General features: G+C 70.3%; 18 protein-coding genes and 1 pseudogene. 15 read left to right on the forward strand and 4 right to left on the reverse strand.

Annotation, left to right across the window (positions count from 1 at the left end; all coding sequences use genetic code 11):
* Positions 1 to 163 precede the first annotated feature (163 nt).
* Both NWFMUON74_RS14580 and NWFMUON74_RS14585 read left to right on the forward strand, forming a co-directional pair.
* Positions 164 to 1,816 carry an ABC transporter substrate-binding protein gene (locus NWFMUON74_RS14580; RefSeq protein WP_187689160.1) on the forward strand — a complete coding sequence of 551 codons (1,653 nt, stop codon included), beginning with the start codon at positions 164 to 166 and terminating at the stop codon, positions 1,814 to 1,816.
* A 34-nt stretch (positions 1,817 to 1,850) separates the two neighbouring features.
* Positions 1,851 to 2,423, forward strand: coding sequence for an adenine phosphoribosyltransferase (locus NWFMUON74_RS14585; protein WP_187688329.1), 573 nt, complete (start codon positions 1,851 to 1,853; stop codon positions 2,421 to 2,423).
* 12 nt (positions 2,424 to 2,435) lie between these two features.
* On the opposite strand, the gene NWFMUON74_RS14590 is transcribed toward NWFMUON74_RS14585, so the two are convergent.
* Positions 2,436 to 2,741: a hypothetical protein gene (locus NWFMUON74_RS14590; RefSeq protein ID WP_187688330.1), complete on the reverse strand. Its 306-nt coding sequence runs from the start codon at positions 2,739 to 2,741 to the stop codon at positions 2,436 to 2,438.
* Positions 2,742 to 2,787: 46 nt separating this feature from the next.
* Between NWFMUON74_RS14590 and NWFMUON74_RS14595 the strand changes: the two genes are divergently transcribed.
* From NWFMUON74_RS14595 to NWFMUON74_RS14615, 5 genes are all read left to right on the forward strand, one after another.
* Entirely contained in the window at positions 2,788 to 3,039 is a 252-nt protein-coding gene (locus tag NWFMUON74_RS14595; RefSeq protein ID WP_187688331.1) for a hypothetical protein, read from the forward strand.
* A 198-nt stretch (positions 3,040 to 3,237) separates the two neighbouring features.
* Positions 3,238 to 4,830, forward strand: coding sequence for an ABC-F family ATP-binding cassette domain-containing protein (locus NWFMUON74_RS14600; RefSeq protein ID WP_187688332.1), 1,593 nt, complete (start codon positions 3,238 to 3,240; stop codon positions 4,828 to 4,830).
* A 59-nt stretch (positions 4,831 to 4,889) separates the two neighbouring features.
* Positions 4,890 to 5,345: a peptide-methionine (R)-S-oxide reductase MsrB gene (msrB, locus tag NWFMUON74_RS14605; RefSeq protein ID WP_187688333.1), complete on the forward strand. Its 456-nt coding sequence runs from the start codon at positions 4,890 to 4,892 to the stop codon at positions 5,343 to 5,345.
* On the forward strand, positions 5,342 to 5,857 hold the full coding sequence (gene msrA / locus NWFMUON74_RS14610) for a peptide-methionine (S)-S-oxide reductase MsrA (RefSeq protein ID WP_187688334.1): 516 nt from the start codon (positions 5,342 to 5,344) through the stop codon (positions 5,855 to 5,857). Before msrB ends, msrA begins: the two co-directional genes overlap by 4 nt.
* A 75-nt stretch (positions 5,858 to 5,932) precedes the next feature.
* Positions 5,933 to 6,745, forward strand: coding sequence for a DUF1460 domain-containing protein (locus tag NWFMUON74_RS14615; RefSeq protein ID WP_187688335.1), 813 nt, complete (start codon positions 5,933 to 5,935; stop codon positions 6,743 to 6,745).
* A 4-nt stretch (positions 6,746 to 6,749) separates the two neighbouring features.
* Here the strand turns inward: NWFMUON74_RS14615 and NWFMUON74_RS14620 are convergent, their stop codons facing one another.
* Positions 6,750 to 7,103, reverse strand: coding sequence for an MmcQ/YjbR family DNA-binding protein (locus NWFMUON74_RS14620; protein ID WP_187688336.1), 354 nt, complete (start codon positions 7,101 to 7,103; stop codon positions 6,750 to 6,752).
* 41 nt (positions 7,104 to 7,144) lie between these two features.
* Positions 7,145 to 7,906: a metallophosphoesterase family protein gene (locus NWFMUON74_RS14625; RefSeq protein ID WP_187688337.1), complete on the reverse strand. Its 762-nt coding sequence runs from the start codon at positions 7,904 to 7,906 to the stop codon at positions 7,145 to 7,147.
* Positions 7,907 to 8,291: 385 nt separating this feature from the next.
* On the opposite strand from NWFMUON74_RS14625, the pseudogene NWFMUON74_RS14630 reads away from it, so the two are divergent.
* Positions 8,292 to 10,583: pseudogene (locus NWFMUON74_RS14630) on the forward strand (RelA/SpoT family protein).
* 71 nt (positions 10,584 to 10,654) lie between these two features.
* The gene (locus NWFMUON74_RS14635) at positions 10,655 to 11,398 is read left to right on the forward strand and encodes an SDR family NAD(P)-dependent oxidoreductase (RefSeq protein WP_187688338.1); all 744 of its coding nucleotides are present in this window, start codon (positions 10,655 to 10,657) and stop codon (positions 11,396 to 11,398) included.
* Positions 11,399 to 11,456: 58 nt separating this feature from the next.
* On the opposite strand, the gene NWFMUON74_RS14640 is transcribed toward NWFMUON74_RS14635, so the two are convergent.
* On the reverse strand, positions 11,457 to 12,341 hold the full coding sequence (locus NWFMUON74_RS14640; RefSeq protein ID WP_232111021.1) for a DMT family transporter: 885 nt from the start codon (positions 12,339 to 12,341) through the stop codon (positions 11,457 to 11,459).
* 502 nt (positions 12,342 to 12,843) lie between these two features.
* On the opposite strand from NWFMUON74_RS14640, the gene NWFMUON74_RS14645 reads away from it, so the two are divergent.
* From NWFMUON74_RS14645 to NWFMUON74_RS14670, 6 genes are read left to right on the forward strand one after another with little or no spacing between them, the layout of a single operon-like run.
* Positions 12,844 to 14,430 (forward strand): cutinase family protein, encoded by a 1,587-nt coding sequence (locus tag NWFMUON74_RS14645; protein ID WP_187688340.1) that lies wholly within the window; start codon positions 12,844 to 12,846, stop codon positions 14,428 to 14,430.
* A 57-nt stretch (positions 14,431 to 14,487) separates the two neighbouring features.
* A complete protein-coding gene (locus NWFMUON74_RS14650; RefSeq protein WP_187688341.1) occupies positions 14,488 to 15,468 on the forward strand; it encodes a DUF8176 domain-containing protein in 981 nt (326 codons plus the stop codon).
* Positions 15,469 to 15,483: 15 nt separating this feature from the next.
* Positions 15,484 to 16,362 (forward strand): MinD/ParA family ATP-binding protein, encoded by an 879-nt coding sequence (locus NWFMUON74_RS14655; RefSeq protein ID WP_187688342.1) that lies wholly within the window; start codon positions 15,484 to 15,486, stop codon positions 16,360 to 16,362.
* A complete protein-coding gene (locus tag NWFMUON74_RS14660) occupies positions 16,359 to 17,045 on the forward strand; it encodes a hypothetical protein (RefSeq protein WP_232111022.1) in 687 nt (228 codons plus the stop codon). Before NWFMUON74_RS14655 ends, NWFMUON74_RS14660 begins: the two co-directional genes overlap by 4 nt.
* Complete coding sequence (locus tag NWFMUON74_RS14665; RefSeq protein ID WP_024805544.1) at positions 17,042 to 17,338, forward strand: hypothetical protein; 297 nt, start codon at positions 17,042 to 17,044, stop codon at positions 17,336 to 17,338. Before NWFMUON74_RS14660 ends, NWFMUON74_RS14665 begins: the two co-directional genes overlap by 4 nt.
* Positions 17,338 to 17,598, forward strand: coding sequence for a hypothetical protein (locus tag NWFMUON74_RS14670; RefSeq protein ID WP_187688343.1), 261 nt, complete (start codon positions 17,338 to 17,340; stop codon positions 17,596 to 17,598). The genes NWFMUON74_RS14665 and NWFMUON74_RS14670 overlap by 1 nt, the downstream gene beginning before the upstream one ends.
* Positions 17,599 to 17,608 lie beyond the last annotated feature (10 nt).

Here is a 17,608-nt window from a genome sequence, read left to right on the forward strand (position 1 = left end):
CAACGACGAAGGTCCGGCGCAGTCCGTGGTCGACTACTGCCGGAATCATGGGTCCGGAGGAGGCAGTTTGCGTAACCACGAAGCGTCCGGTGGGCGTCGCGCGTCGCGGCGGATCGGGCTGCGCGCGGCCGGAGTGCTGGTGGTGGGCGCGCTGGCCGGCGGCATGCTCGCGGGCTGCGGCAGCAAGAACCAGGTGCCCTCCATCGGGTACGCGGTCGACGCGGTCCCGGTCAGCTACAACGGCGGCAGCACGCTCGGGGCGAGTAGCGGCGCGGCGGGCGTGTTCTCGCGCGTGCTCACCGGTTTCTTCTACACCGGTCCGGACGGGCAGCCGGTCGCCGACACCGATTTCGGCACCGCCAAGGAGGTGCCGGGGGAGACCCAGACGATCCAGTACCGGCTCAACCCGGACGGGACCTACTCCGACGGCGTGGCCACCTCGTGCGACGACCTGGTGCTGGAATGGGCGGCACGCAGCGGCCGGTTCACCAAACCCGGTCCGGGCGGGGTGGTTCCGATGTTCGACGCGGCCACCACGGCCGGCTACTCCGACATCGAGCGGGTGGAATGCCAGCCGGGGTCGAAGGACGCGACCGTCGTGTTCCGCCCGAACCGGCACTTCCTGGCCTGGCGGACGCTGTTCAACGCCGGGGATCTGATGCCCGCGCACGTGGCCGCCAAGGCCGCCGGGGTCTCGAACGTGGTCGCGGCGGTGCAGGCCGGGGACCCGGCGGCACTGGACCGGCTGGCCCAGTTCTGGAACACCGGCTGGCAGCTCACGCCGGGCAAGCTCGACACCGACCTGCTGCCCTCCTCGGGGCCCTACCGCGTCGACTCCTACAGCGACAGCGACGGTCTGGTGCTGGTGAAGAACGAGAAGTGGTGGGGCAATCAGGCCCGCACGCCGCGCATCGTGGTGTGGCCGAAGAACACCGATCTGGCGACGAAGGTGTCCGATCGGGAGGTCGGTGTCGTCGATATCGGCGCCGGGTCGGTGAAAGACCTGAATCTGGACGGTTTCTCGGTCGAGCAGGTGCCCGGCCGCGGCGCCGAGCAGCTGGTGCTGTCGACGGCGGGGATGTTCGGCAGCGCCGCGGCGCGGCGGGCGTTCGCGCTGTGCGTGCCGCGTCAGGCCCTGTTCGACAAGTTCGGCCACCCCGGGTTCGACAACGAGTCCGGCCTGGGTTCCGGTCCGCTCGATTCCCGTACGGTGCAGGCGGATTCGGTGTACTACCCGGCGATCACCCGGCCCGCGGAGAAGTACCGCACCGGGGATCCGGCGGCGGCGCAGCAGGCGCTGGCGGCGGCCGGAGTGCCCAATCCGACCGTTCGCGTGGGCTATCGTGCGCCGGACGACCGCCGCGCGCAGACCGTCGCGGCGATCGCCGAGGCGTGCCGCGCTGCCGGTGTCACCGTCATCGACGCGGGCACACCGGATTTCGTGCCGTCGCAGCTCGCCGAGGGCAAGGTGGACGCCGTGCTGGGCAGCACCGCCGCGGCGCCGGGCCCGGCCGGTTCGCTGCCGGGTATCGAGGCGACCGCCGCGCTGCGCACCGGCGAGGGCCTGAATTTCGGGCGTTTCCGCAACGGGCGATACGATGCGATCACCGATCAGCTTGCGGCCGATGACAATTCGGCCACGGTGCTGGGTCTCGACAGCGAGGCGGAGAGCCTGCTGTGGAACGAGATGCCGTCGATCCCGCTGTTCAACACGCCGCGCACCATCGCGTTCGGTGACGGCATGGAGGACGGGATCGTCAATCCCGCCAAGGCGGGTGCGGGTTGGAATATGGATCGCTGGGTGTTGTCGCGCTGAGCGCCGCGGGCGCGAGATGAGGGAGTGGGTGCAGATGAGTAAACATGGAATGGTGGAGACGGAGGAGACCGCGGGTGAGCGGCTGGCGCGGGCGGCGGAGGCGGTGCAGCGGCTGACCCGCTGGCACGACGACTTCCCCACGCCGGGTGTGCGGTTCGCCGATCTGACGCCGGTGTTCGCCGACGCCGACGGATTCCACGCGGTCATCGACTGCCTGGGTTCGTGCGCCACCGACGTCGATCTGGTGGCCGGTGTGGATGCCCGGGGTTTCCTGCTCGGCGCGGGCGTCGCGGCCGCGCTGGGGACCGGCGTGGTGGCGGTGCGCAAGGCGGGCAAGCTGCCGCCGCCGGTGCTGTCGCGGGAGTACACCCTCGAATACGGTTCGGCCGCACTGGAAATCCCCGCGGACGGGATCGATCTGACCGGTCGCCGGGTGCTGCTGCTCGACGACGTGCTCGCCACCGGTGGCACCCTGGCCGCGAGCGCGGAACTGTTCGCCTCGGCGGGCGCCGAGGTGGTGGCCGCGGCCGTGGTGCTGGAGTTGAGCTTCCTCGGCGGACGGGAACGCCAGGGTGACTATCCCCTGACCAGCATCGTGCGGCTGTAGTCCGACGGTGATCTAGAACCGCGCGAGCAGCCGGGCGATGATGCCCGTGACCACCAGCCAGAACACGGCCGCCAAGCCGTAGTTGATGATGACGTCCAGCTTGAAGGTGCCGGTGTTGAACAGGCCCGGGAAGAACAGTGCCAGCGGTTCGGCCAGCCCCTTGACGAAGCTGAAGAACTTGTTGGTCTGGTTGGCCTCGAAGACCAGCAGCAGGATGTAGACGGCCTCGATGAGTGCGAAGAGGCCGCCGATCGCGCTGACGATCGCCGCAGCGGTACCGGAGCCGTGAGCAGTGCGATAAGTTCTGTATCTGTACATGTTCTGGGCATAACCGGTCTCGCGAAGGTCGAAACAGACAGGCCCCTTGACCATTTCGGATGCGCGGACATTCAGCGCCCTGCCCGGGCTCGGCATCGGCATCGCCGGGTCGCGGTTGCCGGCCGTGCGCGGAGCACACGTCGGGGGAGTGGCGGACGACCCTGGTCGACCTGCTCGTGGACGAGTCGGGTGCGCGCTGTCCGGTGGCCCCGCCCGGCCCCACCCGGTGGGTGCGCACATCCGCGTGGCGGGCGGCGGCGAGTTGCGGCCGGGCTTTCCGGTGTTCCGGATCCGCTGAGTCGCAACGTGTTCCGGGCAGCAGCGCGGCGCGGTGTGACGGGAGTCGCGGAAAAGTTCCTTGCGCGCGTTCGGCCCGCCCGGCTACCGTGTAGTGGTCTTGTTCCCGACGATCGGAGTGTGCATTGCTCTGCTGAGGTAGCCCCGAGCGGCCCGCGTTTCGCGTGCCGTATCCCATGCCACCTCCCAGGAGCCGCACATGTCTCTGACCGTTTCTGTTTCCGATCTCACTTTCGCCTGGCCGGACGGCACCCCCGTTTTCGACGGTCTCGATGCCGTGCTCGGTCCCGGGCACATCGGCCTGGTGGGCGCGAACGGCGCCGGGAAGTCCACGCTGCTGCGCCTGATCGCCGGTGAGTTGCGCCCGGCGCGGGGTTCGATCACCGTGCCGGGTCGGCTGGGGTACCTCCGGCAGGATCTCGGCCTCGCCGCCGGCCAACGGGTGGACGCCGTGCTCGGCATCGCCGAAGTGCGAGAAGCCTTGCACCGCATCGAATCCGGTGCGGGCGCGGAGGCCGACTTCGATATCGTCGGTACCCGGTGGGACGTCGAGGAGCACGCGATCGCGCTGCTGGGGCGGCTCGGCCTGCACTATCTGGCCGATGCGGTGACACAACTCGACCGGCGGCTGGACACCCTGTCCGGGGGTGAGACCGTGCTGCTGGGCCTGGTGTCGGAACTACTGCGCGAGCCCGACGTGCTGATCCTCGACGAGCCCACCAACAACCTGGATTCGGCGGCGCGGCAACGACTCTACGAGGTGGTGAGCCAGTTCTCCGGCACGGTGCTCACCGTCAGCCACGATCGCGGCCTGCTCGAGCGTGTCGGCACCGTCGCCGAGCTGCGACAGGGCGGAATCCGGTTGTTCGGCGGCAATTTCGACGCCTACGCCGAGATCATCGAGGCCGAGCAGCAGGCCGCGCGCGCGGCCGTCCGTGACGCCCGCAGCGATGTGCGCAAGCAGTCGCGCGAACTGGTGGAGGCGCGCATCAAACTGGACCGCCGCAAGCGGTACGGGCAGAAGATGTGGGACTCCAAGCGCGAGCCGAAGATCATCATGGCCGAACGCAAACGGCAGGCCCAGGTCTCGGCGGGCAAATTGCGCAACACCCATCTGGCGAAGGTGGAGGAGGCGAAGGAACAGCTCGAGCAGGCGCAGGAACTGCTGCGCGACGACCGGGAGATCCGGATCGATCTGCCCGGCACCCGGCTGTATCCCGGTCAGGACGTCATCGAGCTCGACGCGGTCACCCTCGCGAACGGCCCGGTGGTGTCGCTGAAAGTGTCCGGGCCCGAACGCATCGCGCTCACCGGGCGCAACGGCGCGGGCAAGACCACGCTGCTGCGCCGCATCGTCGCCGAGCCGCCGAAGGTGCCCTGGCGGCTGCTGCCGCAGCGCCTCGACGTCTTCGACGAGCGGCGGTCGCTGGTCGACAATGTCGCGACCGCGGCGCCGCACGCCACCGCCGAACAGATCCGCGCCCAGCTGGCGCGCTTCCTGTTCCGCGGCACGGACGCCGATGTGCTCGCCGGAGCGCTGTCCGGAGGTGAGCGGCTGCGCGCGGCCCTGGCCATGCTGCTGCTGAGCGACCCGGCGCCGAAGCTGCTGCTGCTCGACGAGCCCACCAACAACCTCGACCTCCCCAGCCTGCGCCACCTCACCGAGGCCCTCGCCGGATTCGAGGGCGCCCTCGTCGTCGTCAGCCACGATCCCCGTTTCCTCGACGAGATCGGGGTGACCCGCCGGCTCGAACTCACCGACGCGGGGTTGGCGGACGCCGAGCCGGGGTAGCGAGCGGGATTTTCCGCGTGCGGCCGGGTGTTGCACGGTAGGCGATACGAGGAGGTCATGTGGCACAGGAGTACAACCGGAATCCCGCGGCCGTCGCCGCGCTCTCGCCCGAGCAGTACCACGTCACCCAGGAGGACGGCACCGAGCGGCCGTTCACCGGCGCGTACTGGGACAACCACGAGGCGGGGATCTACGTCGACGTGGTGTCGGGCGAGCCGTTGTTCGCCTCGGTCGACAAGTTCGACAGCGGTTCGGGGTGGCCGAGCTTTACCAAGCCGATAGATGGTGGGAGTGTGGTCGAGAAGCGGGACCTCAGCCATCTGATGATCCGCACCGAGGTGCGGTCCGCGCACGGCGACAGCCACCTGGGGCATGTGTTCACCGACGGGCCCCGCGAGGCCGGCGGGCTGCGGTACTGCATCAATTCGGCGGCACTGCGGTTCATCCGCCTCGAGGATCTCGAGGCGGAAGGGTACGGGCAGTACAAAGCCCTGTTCACGAAGGAGGACGCGTGACCGATACGCAGCGGGCGATTCTGGCCGGTGGCTGTTTCTGGGGCATGCAGGAGCTGATCCGCAAGCAGCCGGGCGTGCTGTCGACGCGCGTCGGGTACACCGGCGGGCGCAACGAACGCCCCACCTATCGCAATCATCCGGGGCACGCCGAGGCCGTGGAGATCGTCTACGATCCGGCGCGCACCGACTATCGGGCGCTGCTGGAGTTCTTCTTCCAGATCCACGACCCGACCACGAAGGACCGCCAGGGCAACGACATCGGCAGCAGCTACCGGTCGGCGATCTTCTATCTCGACGACGAGCAGAAGCGGGTCGCGCTGGAAACCATCGTCGATGTCGAGGACTCGGGCCTGTGGCCGGGCAAGGTCGTCACCGAGGTGACCCCGGCGAGCGAGTTCTGGGAGGCCGAACCCGAGCACCAGGATTATCTGCAGCGGTATCCGGACGGCTACACCTGCCATTTCCCGCGGCCGGGCTGGAAGCTGCCGAAGCGGCAGGCCACCGCACAGTAATCGCGAGGTAGCCTCGATGCGGTCGGCCCGGATCGTCGCGGGTCGCACCGCTCGCCGACTGGTCCGGAGGTGTCCGTGCGTCTCGTCGCTCGCGTAGTGCTCGTCGTCTGTGCGCTGGTCGGTGGCGTCGTGGCGACGGTCCCGGTGGCGGCCGCCGCCCCCGCCGGACCGGTGAGCATGGATGATTTCACCGCGCGCCGGATCGATGAACTGCTGGCATCGAAGGCCGCCGCCGGAGCGCTCGGCAAGGGTGATCTGGTCGAGGTGCTGTCGCGGCAGTTCCTCGGCACGCCCTACGCGGCCGGCACGCTGATCGGCTCGGCCGCCGAGCCCGAACAGCTGGTCGCCGACTTCCGGCGGGTCGACTGCTTCACCTATCTCGACTACGTCGAGGCGCTGAGCCGTTCGGCGGACCGGGACCAGTTCCTGTCGAATCTGGCCGACACCCGATATGCCGGGGGCACAGTCGATTTCGCGCACCGCAAGCACTTCTTCAGCGACTGGTCGCACACACCGCGCATCGCCGCCGACGACATCACCGCGACGCTGAGCCCGGCGGCGGTAACCGTCACCAAGAGCCTGAACGCGAAAGCCGATGGCGGCACGTATCTGCCGGGTCTGCCGGTGGTCGATCGCGACATCACCTATCTGCCCGCGGGGACCGTGGACGACGGTGTCGTGGGCGGGCTGCGCACCGGCGACTACGTCGGCGCCTACGCCGATCAGCCGGGACTCGACGTGACCCACGTCGGCATCTTCGTCCTGACCCCCGAGGGGCCGGTCTTCCGCAACGCCTCCTCGCTGGCCGCGAACGAGAAGGTCGTCGACACGCCCTTCGCCGACTACGTGCGGACCACGCCCGGCGTCGTCGTGCTGCGGCCGCGCTAACCGCTCAATCCAACTGGGCGAGCAGCTTTTTCGGGGCGACCATGCGGTACGCGTCGCGCACGATGCCGTCGATCTCCGACCAGTCGAGATCCACGTCCAGCCGGACACCGAGCCAGCCGCGATGGCCGACATAGGGCGGGACGAAGAAGCGGTCGGGCTCGGCATCGACCAGGTCGGCCTGCGCCCCGAGCGGCGCGGGGCACCAGATCGCCGGGCCCGGCTCGTCGTAGGCCGCGACGGTGTACATGGCGAACTGCTTCTTCTCGCGCACGAAGAATGCCGGGCACCCGTGGCTGAGCCGTTCGCTGCTCTCCGGCAGCGCCAGGCAGATCCGCCGAAGCCGCGGTAACGGGTCCATGGCGGCAGTGTAGGCCGGTGCACCGACAAATCCGGCCCCCGTCAACCCACCTCGTACACCCGGTAGGGCGCCCGGATCACCGGGTAGGACACATTGCGGACCGGAACGCCGCCGGGCGTCTCACCGTATTCGACGCCACCGTGCGCGTGCCCGTGCAGCACCAGGTCCGCGCGACCGGCATCGGCCGCGGCGCCGAGTTCGGCACACCCGAGCCCCGGCAGGATGCGCACCGGTTCACCGGCCAGCGTGGCGCGGACGGGGGAGAAGTGCATGAGCGCGATCCGCACATCGGTGTCCAGGCAGTCCAGGGCCGCACGCAGCCGCAGCGCGTCGGCGGGCCCGCGACGGTAGCGCTCCCGATGCTCGGCGCTGCCCGAATCCGGGTCGCCGGTGTGACCGGGGAATCCGCCGCTGCCGCCCATCACACCGGCGACGCCCACCCGCACCTCGCCGAACTCGAAGACCGTGGCCGTCCCGTCGAGCACGCGCACCCCGGTGGCGGCGAGCGCGGCCGCGATCCGGTAGCCCTGGCGGCGATCGTGATCGTGATTGCCCAGGACGGCGGCCATCGGCACGGGCACCCCGGCGAGTTCGGCGCACAGCAGTTCGGCCTCCTCCGGCGTGCCGCCGTCGGTGAGATCGCCCGCGAGCAGCAGCAGATCGGCGTGCTCGCCCGATTCGCGCAGCGCCGGACCGAACCGCCCGCGCGCCGACTCGCGCATGTGCAGGTCGGCGACCGCAGCGATGCGGATCCGTTTCCGGCCGTGCCCCCTCCCGCCTGCGGCGGTATCCCCTCCGTGCATGCCGCCCATCCGGCCACAGGTGGGAACGGCTGTCAATTGCTTATAGGGTGGCGGCTGTTCGTGCGGTGGCCGCGGTCGCGGGTATCAGCCATGATCCAGCGAACCCGGTGGCCGGGCGCGGGGCGGGGGTGGGTCGCGGTCCGCTTCGTCCGGACCGGACCGCGCATCTTCGGCGGAACCGGCACGTGTCGGACGAGCGGATTAAAGTTGGTGGTCTGAGCGGTTGGACGGTCGGATAGTGTGATCCGATCGAGCCAGGAGAGGTGGTGGCATGACTCAGCATCTGGAGAAGGCGAATGCCGAGCAATCGAGCGCGGGCGCCGATGCCACCCCGGTCCCGGCCGTGCCCCAGCCGAATCCGGCTCAGGTCCCCACGCCGCGCAATATGCCGATGCGCCAGCCCGGTACGCCCGCCGCCGTACCCACCTCCGCCTCGCGCCGGGTGCGCGCCCGCCTCGCCCGGCGGATGACCGGTCAGCGCGGCATCGCCGCGGTCAAGCCGGTGCTCGAGCCGCTCGCCACGGTGCACCGCGAGCTGTATCCGAAGGCCAATCTGCAACTGCTGCAACGCGCCTTCGACGTCGCCGACGACAAGCACTCCCACCAGTTCCGCAAATCCGGCGACCCGTACATCACCCATCCGCTCGCGGTCGCCAACATCCTCGCCGAGCTGGGCATGGACACCACCACGCTGGTCGCCGCCCTGCTGCACGACACGGTCGAGGACACGGGCTACTCGCTGGAGGAGCTGACCCGCGATTTCGGGTCCGAGGTCGCCCACCTGGTCGACGGCGTCACCAAACTGGACAAGGTCAACCTGGGCGCCGCCGCCGAGGCCGAGACCATCCGCAAGATGATCATCGCGATGGCCCGCGACCCGCGCGTGCTGGTGATCAAGGTCGCCGACCGGCTGCACAACATGCGCACCATGCGCTTCCTGCCGCCGGAGAAGCAGGCCAAGAAGGCCCGCGAGACGCTGGAAGTCATTGCGCCGCTTGCCCATCGGCTCGGCATGGCGACGGTGAAGTGGGAGCTGGAGGATCTGGCCTTCGCGATCCTGCACCCGAAGAAGTACGACGAGATCGTGCGCCTGGTCGCCGACCGCGCGCCCTCGCGCGACACCTACCTGGCCAAGGTGCGGGCGGAGATCGTCAACACCCTCGCCGCCAGCCGCATCAACGCCATCGTGGAGGGCCGCCCCAAGCACTACTGGTCGATCTACCAGAAGATGATCGTCAAGGGTAAGGACTTCGACGACATCCACGACCTGGTCGGCATCCGCATCCTGTGCGACGAGGTCCGCGACTGCTACGCCGCCGTCGGCGTCGTGCACTCGCTGTGGCAGCCGATGGCCGGGCGGTTCAAGGATTACATCGCCCAGCCCCGCTACGGCGTCTACCAGTCGCTGCACACCACGGTGGTCGGCCCGGACGGCAAGCCGCTGGAGGTGCAGATCCGCACCCAGGACATGCACCGCACGGCCGAGTTCGGCATCGCCGCGCACTGGCGCTACAAGGAGACCAGGGGCAAGCACTCCGGTGACTCGACCGAGGTCGACGATATGGCGTGGATGCGGCAACTGCTGGACTGGCAGCGGGAGGCCGCCGACCCCGCGGAGTTCCTGGAGTCGCTGCGCTTCGACCTGAAATCACCGGAGATCTTCGTGTTCACCCCGAAGGGCGATGTGATCACGTTGCCGCAGAAGTCGACCCCGGTCGATTTCGCCTACGCCGTGCACACCGAGGTGGGCCACCGCTGCATCGGCGCCCGGGTCAACGGGCGGCTGGTCGCGCTGGAACGGCAGCTGGAGAACGGCGAGGTCGTCGAGATCTTCACCTCCAAGGCGCAGAACGCCGGACCCAGCCGCGACTGGCAGAACTTCGTGGTGTCCCCGCGCGCCAAGGCCAAGATCCGGCAGTAGTTCGCCAAGGAGCGCCGCGAGGAGGCCCTCGAGGCCGGTAAGGAACAGATCTCCAAGGAGGTCCGCCGGTCCGGGCTGCCGCTGCAGCGGCTGATGAGCGCCGACGCCATGAGCGCGCTCGCGCACGAACTGCACTACACCGATATCTCGGCGCTGTACGCGGCGGTCGGGGAGAACCAGGTCTCCGCCCACACCGTGGTGCAGCGGCTGATGGCCCAGCTCGGCGGCGTCGGCGATGTCGAGAACGAACTCGCCGAACGGTCGACGCCGTCCACCCTGCCCGCGCGCCAGCGCGTGAGCGGCGACGCCGGTGTGGAGATTCCGGGCGCCCCGGGCACGGTCGCCAAGCTCGCCAAGTGCTGCACCCCCGTGCCGGGCGACGAGATCATGGGCTTCGTGACCCGCGGCGGTTCGGTGAGCGTGCACCGCACCGACTGCACCAACGCCGATTCGCTGCAGGCCCAGGCCGAGCGCATCATCGAGGTGAAGTGGGCGCCGTCGCCGTCGTCGGTATTCCTGGTCGCCATCCAGATCGAGGCCCTCGACCGCACCCGGCTGCTCTCCGACGTCACCAAGGTGCTGGCCGACGAGAAGGTCAACATCCTGTCCGCCTCGGTGATGACCTCCGGTGACCGCGTCGCCATCAGCAAGTTCACCTTCGAGATGGGCGACCCGAAACACCTGGGCCACCTGCTCAACGTGGTCCGCAACGTGGAGGGCGTGTACGACGTCTACCGGGTGACCTCGGCGGCCTGAACCGCTTCGCGCCCAGCGGCTTTCGCCACCGAGCTTGACCTGGAGTGTGCTCCGTTACCTACGGTGGCCGCATGACTGGACAAGCTGCACTGATCGGCCGGACCGCCCTGGTGACGGGTGCGTCGCGGGGGATCGGACGGGGAATCGCGGTGGCGCTGGCCGGAGCCGGGGCGGCGGTCGCCGTCAACTATCGCAGCCGCGCGGACGAGGCGGCGGCCACGGTGGCCGAGATCGAACGCGCCGGCGGCACGGCCGTCGCGGTGCGGGCGGACGTGGCGAAACGGGCCGAGGTCGAGGCGCTGACCGAGCGGGTGGAGTCGGCACTCGGCCCGATCGATGTGCTGATCAACAATGCCGGTATCGCCACCATCCGCGGACTCGACGACCTCACCGAGGACGACTTCGACGCGACCCTCGCGACGAATCTGAAATCGGCGTTCCTGTGCATCCAGGCCGTGATTGCGGGGATGCGGCGGCGCGGCTGGGGACGGATCGTCAACATCTCCTCCGTCGCGGCGCGCGGCGCGGGCGGCGTCGGCGTGCACTACAACGCGTCGAAGGCGGGCCTGGAGGGGCTGACTCGCGGGTACGCCGCCCGGCTGGCATCCGAGGGCATCACCGTGAACGCGGTCGCGCCGGGCCTGATCGACACCGAGATGGCCGCGCCGCTGAAGGCGTCCGGCGTCGCGGACCGCCTGCCCGTCGGCCGCATCGGCACTCCGGAGGAGATCGGTCAGGCGGTGCTTCTGGTGACCGGCAACGCCTTTCTCACCGGCCAGACCATCGCCGTGAACGGCGGTGGCAGCTTCCTGTAAGGCATCGGGCGGTGCCGTGCCCGCACCGTGCCCGCCCGCGGCTGGGCGGGGTGGGGTCCTAATGTCCGCGTTCGGTGCCGGCGGGCGGAATCGGCAGCGCCGGAAGCGCTTGGGCACGGGACAATCGGACCGCCTCCACGGCCATCACGACGACCGACAGCAGCACGAACGCCGATCCGACCGGTCCGCTGCGCAGCCGCTCGTCCAGCACCGTCATCCCGATGAACGCGGCCCCCAGCGGTTCGGCGACGGTGAACGCCGGTAGCGATGCCGACAGCGGACCGGCCTGGTAACCGCGCTGCTGCAGGTACAGGCCGACCAACCCGCTCGCGACCAGGGCATAGGGCTGCCAGGAGGTGAGCACCGCCCCGACGCCGTGTGCGAACAATTCGGTGACGTGTCCGGTGAGCGCGGCGGCGAGACCGAACAGCAACCCGGCGGCGGCGCCCAGCAACAGCGCCCGCACCGCCGGGACGCGTGCGATGAGCCCCAGCCCGACCGCGACGGCGATCACCGCCAGCAGCGTCCCCAGCGGAACCGCCCACCGATGCCAGGGCGCGTCCGTGACGCCCTCGGTGGGATTGCCGACGATCAGGAACACCGCGAGCGCCACCGACAGCGCGAGCGCCTGCGCCCACATCAGCGCGCTCACCCGGCGGCCGCTGTAGTGCGCGGCCAGCGGCAGCGCGAAGACCAGCGCGCTCACCAGGATCGGCTGCACCACCAGCACCGAACCCAGCGCCAGCGCCGCGACCTGGAAGGCGAAACCGCCCGCGTCCCCGACGATGCCCGCCCACCACCGCGGGCTGCGGACCAGCCGCGCCAGCAGCGCCTCTCCCTCGGGCACCGCGGCCGCGGCCCGCTGCTGCGCCACCGCCGACACCGCGAACAACACCGCGCCGACGAACGCGCACACCACCGCCGCCACCGGAAGATCCGCCACCGTCCCAAGTCTGCCCGCTCGTCCTCGCCGTACCGTTGCGTGCGGGGGCGTGTCGCTCGACGCGTTCGGCCGAAGCCGGGACCACTCCCGTGGCAAACTCTCGGCATCGTCCGTCCGATCGCCGAGCCGAACGTCGCACCCCCGCGGAGGGCGCCGAGATCGCTTCGCCGCCTGCGGGATTCCCATTGCTGGTGACCGTCGTATTGCTACAGATCACGAAACATGGTGGCGGCTACTAGAATTCTTCCGGTCGGTTTGCGGTCCGGCCGTGAATTCTTCCATAAGCCTCTTCGCAATGTGCAGGATGCACTGCGCTGTTCGCTGGATTCTGTTACGGTCTATTGGGTTTCGGGGCTCGCGCGGCAAGGGCGGCAACTCGAACGCGTGACGATCGTCCGGTGGCGGTCGGTCACCACGGGTCGCTGCGCACTCGGCCCTCCGAACTGATGCATACAGCTGGTAAAGGGGTCAGGTCTTGCTGGCCACGCGCACAACCTGGAGCATGCCGGCCGCGGTCGCGCTCGCCGTCGCCGTGGTGACGTCGATCGGGGCAGCGCCCGCGCCCGCGCAGCCGCCCGGCCCCACCACCGACATCGCGATCGAAACCTGTCCCACCTTGTACGCGTTGGGAATTCAGGGCACCGGCGAGTCCTCTCCCGACGCGGCCCCCACCACCGACACGGGCATGCTGTCCACGGTATTCCTGCCCATGATGGCCCGCGCGGCCGACCGCGGCCTGGTCGAACGCGCCTACGTCCCCTACGAATCCGGCTTCGGCGGCGCGGTTCCCGGTGGCGTGGCGCCGTACTCGGAATCGCTGGCCGGAGGGTTGTCCCGGCTGCGGGAGATGGCCCGCCGGATCGCCCAGCGCTGCGCGCAGACCAGGTTCGCCGTCGTGGGCTATTCCCAAGGCGCGCATGTGGCTTCGCTGTTCGCCCAGGAGGTGGGCGCGGGCCGCGGCGTGCTGTCGCCCGCACAGGTCGCGGCCGTGGCGCTGTTCGCCGACCCGACCCGCAGCCCGGGCGCCCCGCTGTTCCCGGGCGCGCCCGGCAAGGACACCCCCGATGCCGCGCCCGGCACCACGGGTGCGCAGGTGACCGCGTTGCGGGTGCTGCCCCAGGAGCCGGCCACCGGCGGCGGCATCGGCCCGGAGCGCGACCGGGCCGCCGACTTCGGGGCGCTCACCGGCCGCGTCGCGAGCTTCTGCGCCGCGGGCGACCTGGCCTGCGACGCGCCCGCCGGGGCGCCCATCCTGCGGGCGGTCACGAATATCGCGGGCCAGTCGAGGCTGTCCGGCGGCGACCCGATCGCGGCCCTGGTATCGATCTCGCAGGCGCTGGCGTTCACCTCGATCAAGACCGCCGGCACGGTGGTGACCTCCGACCTGCGGGGCGGCGCGCCCGCCTCGCTGTCCTACGAGCCGCGGCAATCCATCTCGCAGCGCATCGCCGAGGCCTCCGATCCGCGCAGCCGCATCGCGCTCGCCGACCCGATGCGCGCGATGTTCCGGATGGGCGCGATCGGACTGAACGCGGTCGGCACGGTGGTCCGGTCGGTGCTCGACCCCGCCGCCATCGGCGAATTGGCGCGGGCCGCGTTGAGCAATCCGCCGGTCGCGCTGGTCCTGCTCGCCACGAAACTGACCGGCGCCGTCACCCAGCTGGTGCCGCCGACCACGGTGTCCCGGCTGGTCACCGAGGCATACGACGCGGTCGTGCAGAACATCACCGACAACAGGGAACTGCTGGACGCCGCGACCTGGGTCAGATACTGGGACACCGTCCAGCGGCACGGCGCCTACGCCACCGCGGCGGTCGACGCGAGCGGTGACGCCCCCGTCCGGTTCGTCGCCGACTGGTTCGCCGCCGCGGCACGGGATCTGGCCGGGTCGAACGGTGTTCCGCAACCCCCGAAAGGTACTTCGAACAGCGCGATTACCGGAATCTTGCGGCCGCCGCCCGGCGCGTCGAGTACGCCGAATTCGTCGGGTACGGGACAATTTCCGTTTGGGACAGGCCCTGGCGGCGTGCCGACGGCCTCGACCACCGCTGGTACCGCTGACAACAACTACCCGTTCTCCACGAACTGATCGCCGAGAGGGTCCGACGATGCTGCACGACGTGCCTGGCTCCGCGGGGATGGGGGAATGTTGAAGTCGTACAAAGATCTGGCGCGCTGGTACCCGGCGCTCGACCCGCCCGCCGCGGCGGCCCGCCCGCCGGTGCGGGAACGGCCGTCGTTCACCGACGAGAGCGCGGGCGGCGGCGCGGCCCGCTACCCGCACTACATTCGCGAGACCGAACCCGAACCGTTCGCCATCGCCTTCGGCGACGAACCGGCCACCAGTCCCAGCGAATTCACCGGCGGCTGGACCGACTGGGTGGGCGATCACGCCCCCGGCCCCGACGACGACTACCCGGAGCGCCCCGGCGCGGTGGTGCGGTTCCCCTGGGACGACGAGGCCGACGATGCGGCCGCCGACGAGCCGCGACGAGCGCCGGCGGACGCCGAGCCGCTCGGCCGGATCGGCCGCGACGGCCCGGGAGCGGCGGCCTCACCGTACCGGCCGGGCACGCTGCGCGCCCGGCCGAGCCCCTGGCGGGTCGCGATCGTCCTGACGGTAGCCGTGCTTTTGCTGGCAGTCGCCGGAGCCTGCGCGCTGTACCTGCTGCACTTCCGCGGCGGCGCAACGCATTCCAACGGCCCGGCCGCGCCCGCGGTGCGCCTCACCTCGGTCACCGCCGACGGCGCGGCCACCGGATTCTGCCCCACCGAACGTGCCGCACAGGTGATCCGCGGCGCCGAACCGGGCGGGACCGCCTCCGGTCCGGACGCGATCATGTGGTTCCAGCACTCGTACTACGTCGAGCGCTCCGCCGAGCGCGCCCGCGAGGTGGTGGCCCCCGGCGCCGCGATCTCGCCCGCGTCGGTGATCCAGCGCGGCATCGACTCGGTGCCGGCCGGGACCCTGCACTGCGTGCGCGTGCTGACCGTCGCCGAAGACAGGTACACCGTGGAGGTCACCGAACGCCGGCCCGGCCGCGTGCCGAAGACCTATGACAAACAGACGGTCACCACCGCGGTGATCGGCGGCCGCACCCTGATCACGAGCATCGCGGCCGGGTAAGAGGAGAGCTGACGGATGGGACAGGACTGGAGCCGGTGGCTCGACGAGGCGCCCGAGGCGGGCGACCCGGCGAGCCGTCAACCGCGTGCCAAGGCTCCGGTGGTGCGGTTGCGAAAAGGGCGACGCGAGGACGGCGGCGACGGGGCCACCCCGCCGCGTTCGGTGCTCGTGGTGGGCGGCTGCGGTGGCGCCGGAACCACCACGACCGCACTCGGAATCGCGGGCGAACTCGCCGTGGCGGGTGCGCCGACCGTCGCCGTGGATGCCACGGCGGCCGGTAGTGATCTGGCGTTGCGCGGCGCCGACGAGCACCTCAGCCCGATCAGCCTGCAGCAATGGCTCTACGGCCGCGGCGACGACGAACCGGCGCCGCTGAAGGAATGCCTGTCCCACGCCAGCTCCGGAATCGGCCTGCTGTGGCGCGATTCGGCCCCGCTGCGCCGCCGTGCCACCTACCTGACCGTCGCCCGCGCGATCGCGGACGCCGGATACACCTCGGTCTACGACGGCGGCAGCCCGATCGCCGCCCGCCAGCTGCGCCCGCTGCTCGAGGACGCGGATGTGGCTCTGGTACTGGCCATTCCGGCCCGCGTGGACGCCGCCAACCGGCTGCGCGTCACCCTGGAATGGCTCGACGACGAGTTCGGCGGCCCGGCCGAGGGACAGGGCGGCGGCATCGTCGGCGACACCACGATCGTGGTCTCGCATCAGCTGCCCGGCAACGAACCCACGATCGCCGAACATTTGCGGGAGCATCTGACCGGGTGGGTCCGCGACATCCGCGAGATCCCGTACGACCCACAGCTGGCGCGCGGGGAACTGGTGCGGCACAACGTCCTCGGCACGGACACACGCAGGGCTTATCGCACGCTCGTGGCGGGGGTGGCATCATGACCGCGGCCATGAAGGAACATCGCAACTCCCCCGAACCCGGCGCGCTCGCGGCCGGGGCGGACAGCCCGGCGGGTACGGCGGGCGTCGTCGCCCCGCCGGAGTCCCGTCGCGCCCCCGTGTGGGAGCGCCCCGTGCCCGGCGCCGGGCGTGCCCCGCTGGTGTGGTTGCTCGGCGTGCACGGCGGCGCGGGCGCCAGCACCCTCGCGCACGTGCTCGCCCCCGCGGCGGATTCGCACCGGCGCTGGCCGGGTGTGCTCGAACGCGAGTCACCGTTCGTGGTGCTGGTCGCCCGCGAGACGATCGCCGGGCTGGCTCGCGCCCACGACCTGCTGCGCCAGCACCGCGCCGGGCTGGCCGGGCCGAGCGAGGTGCTCGGCCTGATCACCGTGGCCGCCCGTCCGGGCCGCATGCCCGCGGAGATCCGGCGTTATCGCGATGTGGTCGGCTCCCTGGCCGGCCGGGTGTGGCAGGTGCCGTGGCACGAGGAGTGGACGCTCGTCGAGCCCGATCAGCTGCCGGTGTGGTCACCGTCGGATCCGCCTCCGCAGCAGAAGAAGCGCAAGCTCGACCCGTTGCAGGAAGTCCCCCACGACGTCGACGAGCTCGGCGCGAGCATCGTCGATCTGATACGCGAAAAAGTAACCAGCAGTTCGCACTTGGAAGAAGAAGAGGACGCTCGATGAGTACCATCCTGGCGGCCGTGCACGAGACGTACGGCGTTGTGCTCGCACAGGTCGGAAATCCGACGCCCGAGGCGCCCCCGGCCTCGGAGAAATTGCTCAAATTGGTGCGGTACTTCACGTGGTTCGTACTGCTGTCCGGAATCCTCGGAATCACCTACGCGGGAGGCAAATTCGCATGGGAGAAGTGGACGGGTGGCGGCCTGGAGTCGCCGAAGATGGTGGCGGGCGCCATGATCGGAGGCATCATCGCGACGAGCGCCGGAACCATCATGAACGCGGTCATCGGTAGCTGATGTCGCCCGCGACCGTGCTTGCCTACAAACAGATGCCGGCCGATGTGGTCGAGCCCGTCATGCAGTTGATCAACTGGCTGCTGTGGGTCGTGCTGCTGTTCTGCCTGGCCTGGATGATCGTCTCGGCCGGGCGGCTGTGGTCGGCGATGCGCGACGACATGGCCGTGAACGACGCCTCCCACGGCATCGTGATGAGCCTCATCGGCGCGGTCGTGGCGAGTTCGGCGAGCGCGATCGCGCTGACGCTACTACCGACGTGAACGGTGGGGT

Origin of the sequence: Nocardia wallacei, from assembly GCF_014466955.1 — a bacterium.
Taxonomy (GTDB): Bacteria; Actinomycetota; Actinomycetes; order Mycobacteriales; family Mycobacteriaceae; genus Nocardia; species Nocardia wallacei.

Bases quoted from the DNA above. Each gene is read 5' to 3' on its own strand.
- NWFMUON74_RS14665 (WP_024805544.1), top strand. From the start codon at position 17,042: ATGAGTACCATCCTGGCGGCCGTGCACGAGACGTACGGCGTTGTGCTC.
- NWFMUON74_RS14670 (WP_187688343.1), top strand. From the start codon at position 17,338: ATGTCGCCCGCGACCGTGCTTGCCTACAAACAGATGCCGGCCGATGTG.
- NWFMUON74_RS14625 (WP_187688337.1), bottom strand. From the start codon at position 7,906: ATGCACGGAGGGGATACCGCCGCAGGCGGGAGGGGGCACGGCCGGAAA.
- NWFMUON74_RS14620 (WP_187688336.1), bottom strand. From the start codon at position 7,103: ATGGACCCGTTACCGCGGCTTCGGCGGATCTGCCTGGCGCTGCCGGAG.
- NWFMUON74_RS14580 (WP_187689160.1), top strand. From the start codon at position 164: ATGCTCGCGGGCTGCGGCAGCAAGAACCAGGTGCCCTCCATCGGGTAC.
- NWFMUON74_RS14650 (WP_187688341.1), top strand. From the start codon at position 14,488: ATGTTGAAGTCGTACAAAGATCTGGCGCGCTGGTACCCGGCGCTCGAC.
- NWFMUON74_RS14655 (WP_187688342.1), top strand. From the start codon at position 15,484: ATGGGACAGGACTGGAGCCGGTGGCTCGACGAGGCGCCCGAGGCGGGC.
- NWFMUON74_RS14645 (WP_187688340.1), top strand. From the start codon at position 12,844: ATGCCGGCCGCGGTCGCGCTCGCCGTCGCCGTGGTGACGTCGATCGGG.
- NWFMUON74_RS14590 (WP_187688330.1), bottom strand. From the start codon at position 2,741: ATGTACAGATACAGAACTTATCGCACTGCTCACGGCTCCGGTACCGCT.
- NWFMUON74_RS14635 (WP_187688338.1), top strand. From the start codon at position 10,655: ATGACTGGACAAGCTGCACTGATCGGCCGGACCGCCCTGGTGACGGGT.
- NWFMUON74_RS14600 (WP_187688332.1), top strand. From the start codon at position 3,238: ATGTCTCTGACCGTTTCTGTTTCCGATCTCACTTTCGCCTGGCCGGAC.
- NWFMUON74_RS14585 (WP_187688329.1), top strand. From the start codon at position 1,851: ATGAGTAAACATGGAATGGTGGAGACGGAGGAGACCGCGGGTGAGCGG.
- NWFMUON74_RS14660 (WP_232111022.1), top strand. From the start codon at position 16,359: ATGACCGCGGCCATGAAGGAACATCGCAACTCCCCCGAACCCGGCGCG.